Annotated in this window: 12 protein-coding genes and 2 pseudogenes; 6 read left to right on the forward strand and 8 right to left on the reverse strand. The window is 69.3% G+C overall.

The window, feature by feature from the left end:
* Window positions 1-95: 95 nt before the first annotated feature.
* The 3 genes and pseudogenes from ACFVYE_RS40935 to ACFVYE_RS40945 form a co-directional block, all read left to right on the forward strand.
* A pseudogene (locus ACFVYE_RS40935) lies at window positions 96-1,047 on the forward strand (IS701 family transposase); the annotation flags it as partial.
* Between the two features lie 222 nt (window positions 1,048-1,269).
* A pseudogene (locus ACFVYE_RS40940) lies at window positions 1,270-2,488 on the forward strand (IS1380 family transposase).
* A 68-nt stretch (window positions 2,489-2,556) separates the two neighbouring features.
* A complete protein-coding gene (locus tag ACFVYE_RS40945; RefSeq protein WP_383969493.1) occupies window positions 2,557-3,048 on the forward strand; it encodes a DUF6328 family protein in 492 nt (163 codons plus the stop codon).
* Window positions 3,049-3,093: 45 nt separating this feature from the next.
* Here ACFVYE_RS40945 and ACFVYE_RS40950 read toward each other — a convergent pair whose 3' ends face one another.
* The 8 genes from ACFVYE_RS40950 to ACFVYE_RS40985 all read right to left on the reverse strand — a co-directional run bounded on the left by ACFVYE_RS40950 (window position 3,094) and on the right by ACFVYE_RS40985 (window position 9,538).
* Entirely contained in the window at window positions 3,094-3,360 is a 267-nt protein-coding gene (locus ACFVYE_RS40950; RefSeq protein WP_383969467.1) for an aldehyde dehydrogenase family protein, read from the reverse strand.
* Between the two features lie 160 nt (window positions 3,361-3,520).
* Window positions 3,521-3,721 carry a DUF5132 domain-containing protein gene (locus tag ACFVYE_RS40955; protein WP_256102684.1) on the reverse strand — a complete coding sequence of 67 codons (201 nt, stop codon included), beginning with the start codon at window positions 3,719-3,721 and terminating at the stop codon, window positions 3,521-3,523.
* 260 nt (window positions 3,722-3,981) lie between these two features.
* Window positions 3,982-5,124 (reverse strand): alpha/beta fold hydrolase, encoded by a 1,143-nt coding sequence (locus ACFVYE_RS40960; RefSeq protein WP_383969464.1) that lies wholly within the window; start codon window positions 5,122-5,124, stop codon window positions 3,982-3,984.
* Window positions 5,125-5,374: 250 nt separating this feature from the next.
* Entirely contained in the window at window positions 5,375-6,142 is a 768-nt protein-coding gene (locus ACFVYE_RS40965; RefSeq protein ID WP_383969461.1) for a thioesterase II family protein, read from the reverse strand.
* Window positions 6,142-6,330 carry a hypothetical protein gene (locus ACFVYE_RS40970; protein ID WP_383969458.1) on the reverse strand — a complete coding sequence of 63 codons (189 nt, stop codon included), beginning with the start codon at window positions 6,328-6,330 and terminating at the stop codon, window positions 6,142-6,144. Before ACFVYE_RS40970 ends, ACFVYE_RS40965 begins: the two co-directional genes overlap by 1 nt.
* A 14-nt stretch (window positions 6,331-6,344) precedes the next feature.
* Window positions 6,345-6,728, reverse strand: coding sequence for a hypothetical protein (locus ACFVYE_RS40975; protein WP_383969455.1), 384 nt, complete (start codon window positions 6,726-6,728; stop codon window positions 6,345-6,347).
* Between the two features lie 411 nt (window positions 6,729-7,139).
* Entirely contained in the window at window positions 7,140-7,523 is a 384-nt protein-coding gene (locus tag ACFVYE_RS40980; RefSeq protein ID WP_383969452.1) for a DUF5132 domain-containing protein, read from the reverse strand.
* Between the two features lie 254 nt (window positions 7,524-7,777).
* Window positions 7,778-9,538, reverse strand: coding sequence for a DUF885 domain-containing protein (locus ACFVYE_RS40985; RefSeq protein ID WP_389608649.1), 1,761 nt, complete (start codon window positions 9,536-9,538; stop codon window positions 7,778-7,780).
* Window positions 9,539-9,819: 281 nt separating this feature from the next.
* On the opposite strand from ACFVYE_RS40985, the gene ACFVYE_RS40990 reads away from it, so the two are divergent.
* The 3 genes from ACFVYE_RS40990 (at window position 9,820) to ACFVYE_RS41000 (ending at window position 14,278) form a co-directional block, all read left to right on the forward strand.
* Window positions 9,820-11,292, forward strand: coding sequence for an ABC transporter substrate-binding protein (locus ACFVYE_RS40990; RefSeq protein ID WP_383969447.1), 1,473 nt, complete (start codon window positions 9,820-9,822; stop codon window positions 11,290-11,292).
* A gap of 51 nt (window positions 11,293-11,343) precedes the next feature.
* Window positions 11,344-12,330 (forward strand): ABC transporter permease, encoded by a 987-nt coding sequence (locus ACFVYE_RS40995; RefSeq protein ID WP_382903348.1) that lies wholly within the window; start codon window positions 11,344-11,346, stop codon window positions 12,328-12,330.
* A gap of 61 nt (window positions 12,331-12,391) precedes the next feature.
* Window positions 12,392-14,278 (forward strand): dipeptide/oligopeptide/nickel ABC transporter permease/ATP-binding protein, encoded by a 1,887-nt coding sequence (locus tag ACFVYE_RS41000; protein ID WP_383969442.1) that lies wholly within the window; start codon window positions 12,392-12,394, stop codon window positions 14,276-14,278.
* The last annotated feature ends 32 nt before the right edge of the window (window positions 14,279-14,310 follow it).

Below are 14,310 nucleotides of genomic sequence, written 5' to 3' on the forward strand. Positions count from 1 at the left end.
GACTAGTACTGCAATCACAGTTATGGGGTTTGGTGTGGCTGGGTTTCCTGGTGTCTGTAGATCTCGGTGTGCGTCAAGTTGAGTCCTGGCGTGGCGTGTTGGCGGGGTTGCACTCGCGGTTTACTTCGCGGTTTGCCCGGTCGGAGCCGCGGGGCCGGGCACTGGAGTACGTGGCCGGACTGGTGGCGCCGTTGGAGCGCAAGAACGGCTGGTCGCTGGCGGAACGAGCCGGTGAGAGGCATCCGATCGGGATGCAGTGGCTGCTGGGCGAGGCGGACTGGGACGCGGCCGGAGTCCGTGATGACGTACGGGACTTCGTCATGGAGAGCATCGGCGACAACCACGCGGTGCTGATCGGTGACGACACCGGGTTCCTGAAGAAGGGAGTCCGCTCAGCCGGGGTGCAGCGGCATTATTCCGGCACCGCCGGCCTCACCGAGAACTCCCAGGTGGGCACTTTCCTTGCCTACGCTTCCGGGCGGGGACGGGCACTGATCGACCGGGAACTGTATCTGCCCAAGTCCTGGACCGACGACCGGGAACGGTGCCGGGCAGCCGGCATCCCGGACGACGTGCCGTTCGCCACGAAGATCGAGCACTTCCAGCCCATGCTCCAGCGCGCCCTGGACGCGAAGGTGCCATTCACATGGGTGACCGCCGATGAGACATACGGGCAGGCCAAGCGGCTGCGGTACTGGCTGGAACAGCGCGCGGTCGTGCACGTGCTGGCGTCCAGGGTCAACGACACCGTCATCACCGCCCGGGGAGCCGACATCCGGGTCGATGCCCTGGTGGCCAGCCTGCCGAGGCAGGCGTGGAAGCGCCTGTCCGCCGGCACGGGCGCCCTCGGCCACAGGCTCCATGACTGGGCCCGGGTGCCGGTCCGGATCCAGTGGGAGAACGGCTTCGGTCACTGGGTGCTGGCCCGCCGCGGTCTCACCGATCCCACCGAGACAGATCGCCTACTACGTCTGCTACAGCCCGGTCGGCACCCGGCTGAGGGACCTCGTCCGGGTAGCAGGAGCCCGATGGCAGGTGGAGGAGTGCTCGTGCGCCACGAGACGCTCTGTCGTATTTCCGGCCAAGCCGGAAGGAACTCGGAGGAAGGTTCCTAGGTCTGATGGCTAACCGGATGCCGAAAGGCTAACCTCGGGCTTTCACGAGGTGGGCTGTCCGAAGCGTGATCGAAAACGCGAGAAGTGCTCCTGACCTGCAACGATAGGACTTGTCAAGGGTCCAGATCGTGCCGTGGAAAGAAGCACTTCTCAGGTGAAGAAGCGTATCGTGTCGTACCCGTGTGTCCGCATCGAGGGCGGCGGCCGGGCGGTGGTCTCCCAGGCCGGGGGCGTGCTGCTGGTCGAGACCATCCGCAAGGCCGGGCTGGACGCCGCGATATCAGCGGCGCTGCCGCCGTGGCGGAAGGCTCGGGCGGTGCACGATCCGGGCAAGATTGTGTTGGATGTGGCCCTCGCGGTCGCGCTGGGCGGTGACTGCCTGGCCGATGCCGGGATGCTGCGGGCCGAGCCGGCAGTGTTCGGGTCGAAGTGCGCGAACGCGTCTGGAAGCTGGCCGGAGCCTCCTCGCCGGACACCACCGGACAGGTGATCGTGGACCTGGGCGGAGTGCTGGTGTTGGCCCACTCCGGCAAGCAGGACGCCAGGCGACCTGGAAGAAGACCTTCGGACACCACCCGCTGATGGGCTTCGTCGATCACGGAAGTGGCGGCACCGGAGAGCCGGTGGCCGCGCTGTTGCGGCCCGGGAACGCGGGCAGCAACACCGCCGCCGACCACATCACCACCACCCAACTCGCCCTGGTCCAGCTGCCGAAGAAGTACTGGCGGGGACGCCAGACGCTGATCCGTACCGACTCCGCAGGCGGCACCCACGAGTTCGTCGCCTGGCTCGCCCAGCGGGGCAGGTGGCTGTCGTACTCGGTGGGCATGACCGTCACCGACGCCATCCACCAGGCCGTCCTCAAGGTCCCGCACGCCGCGTGGACGCCCGCTGTCGACCGGAAGGCGAGATCCGCGACGGTGATGTCCTCAATGGCTGGCCGACGGGGATGCGGCTGATCGTCCGCAAGAAACGCCCGCACCCCGGCGCGCAGTTGCGCTTCACCGACGCGGACGGCCCCCGGCTCACCGCGTCCGCCACCAACACCACCGGCGTCCCGATTGCCGCACTCGAACTGCGACACCGCCAGCGCGCACGGGCTGAGGACCGCATCCGAAACGCCCGCGCAACTGGCCTGCGCAACCTGCCCCTGCACGCCACCGCCCAGAACCAGATCTGGCTGGATGCCGATGCTCGCGCTGACCGGCAAAACCCGTAGGTGGGAGCCCCGCTGTCTGAGGCTCCGCCTCTTCTCAGCCGCCGCCCAGATCGTCACAACCGCCCGCCGCCGGCACCTGAGGTTCGCCCGCCACTGGCCCTGGACCGACCATCACCCTTGCCCTGGCCCGGCTCGAAGGCGTCAAGCACGGTGAGAGACCGGGCGTGACGCATGGCAGTGCCGGCTCGGATGAGCCGCACGACGGCCCCACTGGCAGAGACAATGAGATACGTGCCCAAGCAGCCGAATAGCAGCCCGCGTCCGCTTAGCCGCGAGACACCCGAGGAGCGGGCCGACCGAAATCTGGTGGAACTTCTGCAGGAGTTGCGGGTCGTTCAAACCGGTGTGCAGATCGTCTTCGCCTTTCTTCTCGGTGTGGCTTTCACCAGCAGGTTTCCACAGCTTGACGCCTTCGAGCGCAATACTTATGTCGTCACATTGCTGCTCACCGTGGTCTCCTCCGCGGTTCTCGCGACCCCGGTCGCACTGCATCGCGGCCTGTTCCACAAAGGTGCCAAGATCCGCATCGTCGCTCTTTCGGCCCGGCTCGCCGAAGTCGGACTGGTGTTTCTCGCCCTCGCGCTCAACGGCGCTGTCTTGCTGCTCATAAATGTCGTTCTCGGCCGCGTCGCAGCGTTCACGATCGCCGCCGCCACGTCCGCCATATTCGCCGGCCTTTGGTTCGTCCTGCCCCGGGCGCTGCGCCGCCCATAACGGCCCCCGGACTTCCCTACGGGGCAATCCACACCAAACCTTTTCTCATATAGCTGCCGCCGCCCGACGGGTCGTTGTCGGCGACGACGTCGCAGTGAACGCGACCATGTCCACCGGGGACTCGACCAGCAGCCGACCCGTACGCCGGTCTCCCGGAAGCGACTGGAGCACACCCTCGCTCAGGATCCGCGCGGCGTGCTCCGCCAGCAGTTCCAGCGTGTCCGGAGTGGTCTCCGTCGGCTTCACCACCATCGTGTTGCCCGCGGCGAGTGCCGGGGCGCAGCGCCGGCGGCCGCGTCCGCCGCGGGCCAAGCGCCGCGCACCGTTGTGCGACGGGATCGCAGAGATCGTCGATGCTGCGGGCGACGTCGAGATCGCTCCCGACTCGCGGTCTGTGTAGCCGTAAGAAACGGCGGGGTATGGAGCAGGCTGCTCCATACCCCGTATCCGGCTTCTCGCTTATGGCCAGTCTTCAACCGGCTGTGGCACCCTGCGCCGTTACCTCACCGTCGGCTTTCACACGACGCGTGCGAGCCGAACTCGCCAGCTTCTCGACAGCCACTTCGGCGGTGAGGTCCTGAATCTCCTCGCCCGCCTCGATGGCTGCACGCCTGACTTCGAGGGTCAGGCCGACCGACGTCTTGATGATGCCCCGCACCAGCGGTTTCACCACTCTCTTGATCAGAGGGGCCGTGATCAGGCCAATGAGGAAGGGAGGAACTACAGGGGGCATGTGTGAACCTTCTCTTGTGTACACGGCATGGCTGCCGCCGCCGCACGTGCCAATACCGCCTGGCCGGCGGTGCTGGGCAGGCATTTCACCCCCACCGAAAACACCGTAGTCGACCTGCGGCCGACGCGCCCGGGGACACCGATGCCTTTCATTCGTTCGAGCGGAGGCGCGCCGGAGCAGACCGTCGCTGCGGAGCGGAATCAGAACGGGTCCGGTGCGCCCGCCCCGCGTTCGTCCAGCAGTGAGCCCACCACCTGCACAACGAACTCGGGTACGCGGTCCGGAAAATCGTGGCCGGTTCCCTCCGGGGTGTAGACCCTCCGGGCCGCACTGGAGGCTGCGAGAAAGCGTTCTCTCACGGTGAGGAAGAAGTGCCGTACCCGGGCGCTCTCCTCCGGATCGTCGACCGCGTCGAAGATCCCGTCACCACCCGTCAGATCGCGCGGCGCCACCAGGAGGAGGGGGAGCGAGCCGAGCTCGCCATCGTGTACGACCGTCTGCCAACCGTCTCGGGTGATGCCGTCCGGCGACAGCTCTCGCAGGATCGATGCCGCGGCGCAGTTCGCCTTGGTCCTGGTCTCGATTACGGCGAGAACCTGCGTCGGGTCTTCGAGAGAGCGTGCCTCGTTCCTGGACACGAGGGCGTGGAGGCCGAAGAGGTGGCGCAGCGCGAGGGCGGTCTGGTCTCTCACGGCATGCCGCAGGGCCGGAAGCGACGGGCCGAAGGCGACGACATCGGGCGGGGTGGGATCGAGCAGCACCAGACCGGCCACCAGGTCGGGGCGGCGCCTGGCGGCGTTGGCCATGAGCAGGCCCCCGAAGGAGTGCCCCACGAAGACATAGGGCCCCTTTTCGCCGGCCTGCTCCAGCGCCGTGAGCAGTTCGACGGCTTCGGCTGCCGTCGTGCGTGGGAACGGGCCCGGGTCGCTCCAGCCGGAGCCCGGACGGTCCACCAGGACCGAACGCGTCCGTTCCCGCGCCAGCGCGTGCAGCCGGTACATGGCGTACCCGCCGGCATGGCCGCCCGGCATCCAGACCACGGTGGGCCTCGGCCCGGCGACTCCCTCGGCGAGGATGTGCATGCGGTAGCCGCCCACATCGACCATTCGCCCGGGTGGCGGATACCTCACCCGTACCCGGGCCACATGCATCAGATGGCGGAGAGACCCGAGAGCGAGCGCGAGGGCCACGGCGCAGAGCACACCGCCGAGAATCCCCCAGCCGGTTCCCAGGGTGACGCACCACGCGCCCGCGGCCGCCGGCAGCAGGGCGACGGCCAGCCCGGCCCAGTCCCGGCTGAGCAGCCGGAGTATCGCGTCGGCGACACGTGTGCCCGGTCGCATGGTTTCCTCTCCGTCCCAGCCTTCGTGGCCGCTGCCAGGGACACCGCGCGTCTCAGCGCCCGGCACAGGCATCGTCCCCTGGAAACCCCACAAACGCCATGCGCGGTGTCGGGCCCCGCCTTCCGTCACAGCCGTACGGGCAGCCGCCGGGGCCCAGGTGAAACCTGGCCGGGGACCGACCACACACGGCGCCTGGCCCTCGCGGATGTGTGCCGGGGACATCCAGGTTCCCGATACGGGCATACCACCGTCATGCCTGGTCCGCGTTGCACGCGCGCGCAAGGCGTGCTGCCACATCTGCGACCACTTCGGCCTCCCGAGCCACGAGGTAGAAGTGGTCCCCGGGGAACGAGCACAGCTCGAAGGAGCCCGGGGCAGCGAGGTCGCACCAGGCGAGGACCTGGTCGAGTACGCAACTCGGATCGTCCTGGCCGGCGTACGCGGTGATCGGTGCCTTGACCGGAGCCGGATGCGGCGGTTGGTAGCCCTCGATGAGCCGGTAGTCCGCGCGGAGGGCGGGCAGCAGCAGGTCACGCAGCTCCGGGATGTCGTAGGCCCCCGAGTGCAGGTCTCCGAGGTGCCGGACGCGGGTAATCAGGGTTTCGTCATCGGCACTGTGCAGTGCGGTGTGTTCGGCCCACTGGGGGGCTGCGTGTGCGGAGACCAGCAGGTGTTCGGGGACGATGCCGCGGGCCTCCAGCCGCAGGGCCAGCTCGTAGGCGACGCAGGCACCCATGCTGTGTCCGAAGAGCGCCAGCGGCCGGTCGAGCCAGGGCCGCAGTGCGTCGTCGATCGCGTCGGCCAGGGTGGCCATGTCCTCGATGCAGGCTTCCGCGAGCCGGTCCTGGCGGCCGGGGTACCGCACGGCGAGCACCTCGACGTCCTCCGGCAGCAGCGGGGGCCAGCCGTGGAACAACTGTGCCGTGCCACCGGCGTGCGGGAAACACACCAGTCGGAGCCTGGGGTCCGCCGCGCGCCGGTGGACACGGAACCACTTCTTCGCGTCGTGCGCCGTCATCACTGCCGGAGACCGCCCAGCTGCGGGGAGTTGAACTTGGAGAGGAAGGTGGGAAGCTGCTCCACCACCCTCCTGGACACGTATGCGGTCTGCACGGTGTGGCGCAGGCGATCGGTCACGACGAGTTTGTAGTCGCTGCCTTCCTGGATGAGTTCGGCGGAATACAGAGGTGTTCCGGTCTCAGACATATGACCTGTCTTCATCAGGGTGCCGCCTTCTCCAGCCATGCCTTCCACACCTCCGTCGCCTGCTTCTCGTCGATGGTGTCGGTGAACGGGTGGTGGCCGAGCCAGGTCGGCCAGTTCCAGGTGTGCCCGCCCAAGAATCGGTAGAGCCCGTCGGTGGTGCGCAGGCCGAGCAAGTCGCCGCTGAGGAAGTCCACGACGGCGTCCCGGGGTACGCCGAGGCGGTCCGGTACGGCGAAGCGCACCGTGTCGCCGACGACGGTCCCTGCGGTGACGCGCGCTTGCCGGAGCAGAGTGGTGAACGCGTCGGCATGCGCCGGTGCTGTGGGCCTGCACGCCTTGATGTAGGTGGCACGGTGCCCTTCGAAGTGGCGCAGGTACTCGGGGGTGCTGGTGTCCACCCAGCGCATCCGGTCACAGGATTGGCACGTGCCTCCCTGATTCCCGACGCACGCCGGAGAACGCCCTCCACAGTTTTCGTCTCCCGGGGCCGCCCGAGCACCGCAGGCACCCCCAACGCTGCCGACCCGGAACGACAGACCTGGCGCATACCTTCGAGAGGTTGGGCCGACGTGTGGCTGCTGTGCCACCAAAGATGCCATGGGGAATGTTCACCTCTTTTCGGAAGGGCATGTCCAGAAACGGACGGGCGTACCCTTGCCGGGAATTGGAAGCTTCGACAGCGTGTGCAGACGAAAGCGCGCCGCGGAGTTGTCCGCAGAGCAGCCGACGGCACGCGGGAAAACACTCGTGTCTCGTCGGGCCGTGACATCGGGCGCGCCGGGGATCACGCGGAGATCCGATCAGCGGACTCAGCGAACCTTGGCAGCGGCCGAACCGGCACCGCGGGCCTTGTCGGCGGCCTTGCTCTCACCGCCGGCCTGCGCCGCGTGGGCCGTTGCGGCTGCGGGCGCCGACCCGGCGCCCGCTCCGGTCCGGCCCGCGGTGCCGCCCTCCGGGGCGCCGGTGTCGGTGCCGTGCTCGGCTCCGTGCGTCATCTGGGCGGCAAGCATTTCGGCGGTCGCCTCGGCCGCGAGATCCTGGATTCCCTCGCTGGCATCGTGGACGGCCTTCTTGATTTCGATTCCCAGGCCCACCGACGATTTGACGACCCCTCGCATGAGGGGTTTACCCAGCCTTTTGACCAGGGATGCGGCGATCAGGCCGATCAGGAATGGAGGTACTACAGGCGGCATGGCGCGACATCCTTCTCATCTGGCGAGGAAGTGATGATTGAGAGGCAGTGAATGATTGAAAAGACAACGGGAGGCGAACAGGAAAATTCGACGACATGCATGGGTTCCCGCATCGCCGAACCCGCACCCCTCATCGCGGAGAGTATCCGAGGCCGAGAAGGCAGTTACAATTTCCGCCATGGCCTTCACTCATTCGAGTAGAACGGCCTTACCGTTACGGCCTGTCCAGGCCATTCGACGGCCGGAACTCGACGTCACTCGCCTTCCTCGGGTGGCCACTGGTACCTCTGCTGACGGCCGGACACCCCGTGCAGTTCTCTCGCCACCCGTCGGCGCAGGGCCGGAAACGGCAGTGTGCCGCCGGCCAGCACAGCCTCGTGAAAGGCACGCACGTCGAACGCGGCACCGGCGCCGCGTTCGCACGCTGCTCGCAATGCCGTGAATTCCGCATGCCCCGCCCGGTATGTCAGCGCCTGTCCCGGCAGATCGGTCGCGTAGCGCAGCAACTCTGTCGTGATCTGTCCCTCGGACTCGGCTGCCGCGTGGGCGCGCATGAAGGTGCGCGCCTGCTCCAGCGTCATCATCCCGAGGTTGAGGCCGGTGTCGACGACGAGGCGCTGCGCGGTGAACCGTTCATGGGCCAGGCGTCCGTACGCGTCCCACGGGTCGCCGTACAGCCCCATCTCCCAGGCGAGCCCTGCCGCGTACTCCGCCCAGCCCTCCTCAAACCCGCTGAAGGGCACCAGTTCGCGTCGCAGGTCGGGCAGCGTGGTGTTCTCGGCCTGACGGGCGAGGTGGAAATGATGTCCGGGCGCCAGCTCATGGTAGATCAGCGCGGCTGCGCCGAGAAGTGACCGATGCGCCAGGTCCGAGGCGTTGTAGCGGTAGCGTCCCACCGGTTGTGTGGCGGTGGGCGGTTCGTAGTAGCCGAACGTCATCGACGCCTCCAGCGCCGGGTCGAGGCGGGCCACGCCATAGGGGGCGCGAGGCAGGACCGCGAACCAGCGCGGCAGCAGCGGCGTGAGGCGGTCGAGGTGTCCGCGGTAGCGAGCCTCGACCTCCTCCGGGGTGACGGCGTACAGGCGGGGCTCGGTCGCGAGCCGTTCATGGAACTCCGCTTCCGTCCCCGCGAAGCCGAGCGTGTCTCGCATCTCCCGCATCCGCTCGCTGAGTTCGCGGCAGTGCTCCCGGCCGAGCTCGTGGAGGCGTTCGGGTGGTGTGTCGCTGGATGTGTATGTCCTGACGAAGGCCCGGTACGCCGCTTCGCCTTCCGGGTAGTGGGCCCATCCGACGGCCTGCGGTGCCCGCCTGAGGTGGTCCGGGTCGCCCACGAGGGCGAGAAGGCGGTCGAACGCCGGCTCCAGCTCGGCAGCCACGAGCCCCGCCACCGCGTCGCGCAGGTGGCCCCGGCTCGCCACGTCGAGTCGAGTGAGCCGCTCGGCGCCCGCTCGGACGTACCGTGCCGCCGATGCCCGCAGACGGGTGAGGGTGGTGTGGACCCCGGCCAGCGCCGGGACGGGGATGCGGAAGCCCCGTGCCGCCTGCCCGGCGACCTTGTCACCGATCGTCGCGACGCAGTGGGCCAGATCCCGTACGAGGGACACGTACCGGTCCGCGTCGGCCCGGTTCTCGAAGCGGAACGGGCGGAAGACCGTGTCACCGTACTGCTGGAGGCGGAAGAGCTGGTACGGCGTGGCAGTGGGGGTGAGCCAGTGGAAACGTCCCGCCTCCGCTTCCTGTTCGGCCAGCGCCCGAAGAAAGCCCGCGGTGTCGGCGGCGAGACCGGACAGCTCCGCGGGCTGCGGTGTGCCCAGCCGGTTCAGCACCCCTGCCGCGAACCCGGCGCGCTCGTCGGCCTCCGCGGCAGACACTCCCGGCAGCGACTCGACCGGCAGCCCGCGGCGTGTCCGCAACGACGGCTCACGTACGAGCAGGAAGTCCCAGTACGAGGTCGCAAGTCGGTCGACCTCCTGCGCCGCCGAGCCGTCCGGGCAGTGGGATGGATGGTTCGCCATGCTGCCAGTGTGCGCGCCGAATGACGCCACGCCAGGAATGGAGATGAACGCGAGTCGGGCGGCCTCACTCGAACGGGGGAAATCATCCGGCCCGTTCGTGTCCGGCCCGAGGGAGGCGGCCCGACGCCGTCGATCTCGGTGGCACGATGAACACCATGTACCGCCGAACCGTGTCGTTTCCCAGGGCTCGGTCGGCCGCGGTGGCGTCCGCCGCTGTCGCGTCAGCCGTGATGGCCGGTTGTGGCGGCGGCGATGTGTCATCGACACACACCCCTGTCGTCGTGGGGGGCACCGTCACGATCGCCACCGCCTCCGAGACCCCGAGTTTCCATCCGTACTCGCAGTTCGGCTCTGCCCTGGCTCCCTATGCCTACGACTCGTTGGTCAATATGGCGCCGGACGGGCGTGTGGCGTCGGGCCTGGCCGAGAAGTGGCGGGCCGGAGCCACTTCGGCGAGTTTCACCCTGCGCAGGGGGGTGACCTGCTCCGACGGCGCGATCCTCACTGCCACCGGGGTGGCCCGGTCACTGCGATATGCGAGCGATCCCCGCAACCGGCTCGTCGGCGCCCGGGCGGCACTGCCCGGTGTGCCGTTCACGGTGTCGGCCGACGACGCGGCACGGACGGTGTCGGTGCGGATGGCGTCACCGTACAGCTTCATCGTGCGGACGATCGGTCTGGTGCCCGTCGTCTGCCCCGCCGGGCTGGCGGATCCCGGCGCGCTGGACAGGAGCACGGAGGGCACCGGGCCGTACGTGCTGAGCGGTTACACCTCGGGCGGTCCGTACCTCTTCACACGGCGCAAGGGGTACGCGTGGGGGCCGCGGGGAGCGACCAACGCAGCTGCGGGCCAGCCTGAGCGGATCGTGGTGTCGGTGGTGCCGCAGGAGTCCACGGTGGCGAATCTGCTGCTCACGGGCGGCGTGAACATCGCGATGGTGACCGGTCCGGACCGCGCGCGGCTGACCGGCCACGGCCTGGCCACCACCCAGGTGCCGACCGTGGTGGGGCTGACCTTCTTCAACGAACGGACCGGCCGCCCCTTGAGCGATCCTGTGCTGCGGCAGGCACTGGTGGGTGCCCTGGACCGCAAGGGCCTCGCCAATGTGGCGATCGGCGGCGACGGAACGCCCGCCAGCCATCTGACCGCCGCGGACTCCGTCTGCCACGCCGACGTGGCCGCCGGGAACCTGCCCTCGCACAGTGCCGTGGGGGCTTTGGGCGCCGCGGGCTGGACGAAGAACGCACGGGGCAGGCTGGTGAAGCACAGCAGGCCGCTGCGGCTGCGGCTGCTCAGCAGCGCCGACTTCGGCTCCACCCTTCCGTCGGTCGCCGAACTGATGGCCGCCACCTGGCAGGCGCTGGGCGCGGACGTCGACCTCGTCAGCGAGAGCAGCAACGCGGTGGTACAGGCCATGTACCAAAGCGGCGACTTCGACGTCGTGGTCGGCAGCTCGCCGGGTCCGCCGCTGCCCGCGCAGCTCGTCCCGTACTTCTCCGGCTCGCCGCCTTCCGGGGGACTCAACTTCGCGTACGTCGCCAACCGCGCCTACGACCGCTTCGTCGCCCTCGCCCTGCGCGCACCGGGCACGGCCAGCTGCGCGGACTGGAACAGGGCCGCCGCGGCGCTGTTCCGCTCGGCCGATGCGCTGCCCATCGCCGACGGCACGAGCACGGTATACGGCTACCGGACGACCTTCGCCGTCGCGCCCGGCGGCCAGATTGTTCCGACCAGCATCCGCCTGCACAGATAGCGGCGGCGGACGCCGCACACGACCGCGCACCACCAGTCGAGGAGGTCTCCCATGACGACCGTGTCCGCGCGGCTCGGCGCCCTGGCCCGGTGCCACCCGTGGGTGGTGTTCTGCTGCCGGCGTGCGGTGCGGCTGACGGTCTCCCTCTTCGTGGTCGTCACCGCTTCCTTCGCGATGATCCGGCTGGTACCCGGTGACCCCGTCCGGGCCGCGCTGGGGGTGGATGCCCCGCCGGACCTCGTAGCGGCCAAACGACACGAACTCGGTCTGGATCATGGCCTGTTGGCACAGTACCGGCAGTATCTGCGTCATCTGGCCCACGGGGACCTCGGGGTCTCTCTGGTGACCGGCGAGCCGGTGGCCGACCTGGTCAGGGCACGTCTGCCGGCCACCTTGCTGCTGGCTGTCCTGGCGTTCGCCTGCGTACTCGTCGTCGCCCTCCCTGGGGGGCTGCTCGCCGCGGTGTGGACACGCGGAGGGCGGCGGCCCCGGGCGGAGCTGGCGTTCACCGCCACCACCTCCGCCATGGCGGGCATGCCGGACTTCGTGCTCGCGGCGGGTCTCACCGCGGGACTGGCGGTCGCCCTGCGCATCTTTCCGGTAGCCGGCGACCTCGGTCCTCAGTCCTACGTGCTGCCCGTGCTCGCGCTGGCGCTCGCTCCGACCGCGGTTCTGCTGCGGATCGTACGGGTGGAGACGCTCAAGGTTCTCGCGACGGACTATCTGCGTGCCGCCCGCGCGAAACGGCTGCCCGCCGTCCCGCTCTATCTGCGCCACGTGGCACCGAACACGCTGACCGCGTCGCTGACGCTCGCCGGGAATCTCCTGCCGGCCCTGATCGCGGGGACCGTACTGGTCGAGAAGGTGTTCGCCTGGCCGGGCATCGGTTCGGCGATGGCACAGTCCGTGGCCGCGCAGGACTACGCGGTCGTCGAGGCGTCGGTTCTGGTGCTGGGCTCGGCCGTCCTCGTGGTGAACTTCCTGGTCGATCTGGCCCTCGCGCTGCTCGACCCCCGATCGGTCATCCGGAAGACGTGATCCGATGGTGCTGTTTTCCCCTTCCCCTTCCACGCCGGGTGCCGCCGCCGGCAGGTCTCGCGTGTCCCGGTCGGTCTGGGCCTCGCCCATGGGCGTGATCACCCTGGCGATGCTCGGATCGCTCGCCGTACTGGCCGTCGCGGGGGCGGTGCTGTGGGGGCAGGCCGCCGACCGTCCGGACCCGTCGGCGGTGCTGCGGGGGCCCACTGCAAGTCATCTGCTCGGCACGGACCATCTCGGGCGCGACCTGCTCGCCCGGGTGCTCTCGGCGACTTGGCTCTCCCTGCTGCTGGCAGTCGCGGCCACGCTCCTCGGGGCGGTGGCCGGGATCACGCTGGGCGCGCTCACCGCCGTCGTGGGCGGGCGCGCCCGCCGCCTGCTGGGAGCCCTGATCAACCTCCTACTGGCATTTCCCGCGCTTCTCGTCGCGATGTTCTTCGCGGCCCTCTGCGGCGCGGGGGCGGGTGGGGCGGTGTTCGCACTCGCCGTCGCCAGTGCACCGGGCTTCGCGCGGATCACGCAGACCCTTGCTGCCGGAGTGGCCGGAACCGACTTCATGGCGGCGGCACGTGTGCTGGGCCTGCGTCGCCACCGGCTCCTCCTGCGCCATGTCCTGCCCCACATCGCCGAACCGCTGATGCTCAACACCACGGTCGCCGCGGGCTCGGCACTCGTGGCCCTGTCGGGGCTGAGCTTCCTCGGACTGGGGGTGCAGTCCCCTTCGTACGACTGGGGGCTCCTGCTGAGCCAGGGGCTGGACCGCATCTACACCGAACCTCTGCCCGCCGTGGCACCCGGCGTCGCCATCGTCTACGCCAGTGTGGCCTTCCAACTGCTCGGCGAGGTGCTGGCCGGAGCCGCCGCGCGGCGCGCCCGCACACGGCAGCCGGAAGAACCCGCGGTACACCCGGCACGCGCCGGCCGACCGGCATCCGTGGACCACGTGCTGGAGGTGGAGGATCTGCGGGTCGCCCTTCCCTCGGCGGACCGGGTGGTCCGGCCCGTCCGCGGTGTCACCCTCGCTCTGCGGCGCGGTGAGATGGTCGGCCTGGTCGGCGAGTCCGGCTCCGGCAAGTCCCTGACGGCGCTTGCCATCGCCGACCTGCTGCCGGACGGCGCCTGCGCGACCTGGGGTACCCACCGGTTCCTCGGCGCGGACGCCGAGTCTTCGACACGCAAAGAGCGACGCAGGCAGCTGGCGACGGGAATGGCAATGATCTTCCAGAACCCGGCCTCGGCCTTCAACCCGTCGCTCCGCATCGGAACGCAGATGACGGAGGCCGTACGCGCGCACCATGGCACCCCTCGTGCCCAGGCCGTCGAGCAGGCCCTGGCACAGCTTCAGCGGGTCGCGCTGCCCGGCGGGCGTCGGTTGCTCCGGTCCCGCCCCTTTCAGCTCTCCGGCGGTCAGCGCCAGCGAGTGGCGATCGCTGCCGCTTCGATGATGCGGCCCGACCTCATCATCGCGGACGAGCCGACGACAGCCCTGGACGTCACCGTGCAGCGGCAGATCATGGACCTGCTCCGCCGTATCCGGCACGACGACGCCACCGCGATCCTCTTCATCAGCCACGACATCGCTCTGGTGGCCGACGCCTGCGACCGGGTTCTGGTCATGTACGGGGGAACGATCGTGGAGAACCTTCCTGCCCATGAGCTGGCGACCGGCGCCCGGCATCCGTACACGCGGATGCTCGTCGCCTCGGTCCCGGACATGGCCGCGGACCGCGACCGCCCCCTGCACACCATCGAGGGAGGGCCGCCCGATCCGTGCGGTGCGGTCCCGGGCTGCCCGTTCCATGACCGCTGTCCGCATCGACTGGACCGGTGCGCCGTGGAGAGCCCCGTGTTGTCCCTGCTCGACCCGGGGCACGAGGTCGCCTGCTGGCGACCGCTGCCCCCGGCGCTGCTCGGCGGACAACGTGAGACCGAAGAGGTGGAGAAGTGATGGAAGGGGCAGGGTTGGCGCTGTACGACGTC

Source organism: Streptomyces sp. NPDC058239 (assembly GCF_042882185.1).
Lineage (GTDB): Bacteria > Actinomycetota > Actinomycetes > Streptomycetales > Streptomycetaceae > Streptomyces.

What these genes read in the sequence shown, in the direction of transcription:
- ACFVYE_RS40945 (WP_383969493.1), top strand. Translation starts at nt 2,557, where the DNA reads ATGAGATACGTGCCCAAGCAGCCGAATAGCAGCCCGCGTCCGCTTAGC.
- ACFVYE_RS40960 (WP_383969464.1), bottom strand. Translation starts at nt 5,124, where the DNA reads ATGCGACCGGGCACACGTGTCGCCGACGCGATACTCCGGCTGCTCAGC.
- ACFVYE_RS40965 (WP_383969461.1), bottom strand. Translation starts at nt 6,142, where the DNA reads ATGACGGCGCACGACGCGAAGAAGTGGTTCCGTGTCCACCGGCGCGCG.
- ACFVYE_RS40970 (WP_383969458.1), bottom strand. Translation starts at nt 6,330, where the DNA reads ATGTCTGAGACCGGAACACCTCTGTATTCCGCCGAACTCATCCAGGAA.
- ACFVYE_RS40980 (WP_383969452.1), bottom strand. Translation starts at nt 7,523, where the DNA reads ATGCCGCCTGTAGTACCTCCATTCCTGATCGGCCTGATCGCCGCATCC.
- ACFVYE_RS40985 (WP_389608649.1), bottom strand. Translation starts at nt 9,538, where the DNA reads ATGGCGAACCATCCATCCCACTGCCCGGACGGCTCGGCGGCGCAGGAG.
- ACFVYE_RS40995 (WP_382903348.1), top strand. Translation starts at nt 11,344, where the DNA reads ATGACGACCGTGTCCGCGCGGCTCGGCGCCCTGGCCCGGTGCCACCCG.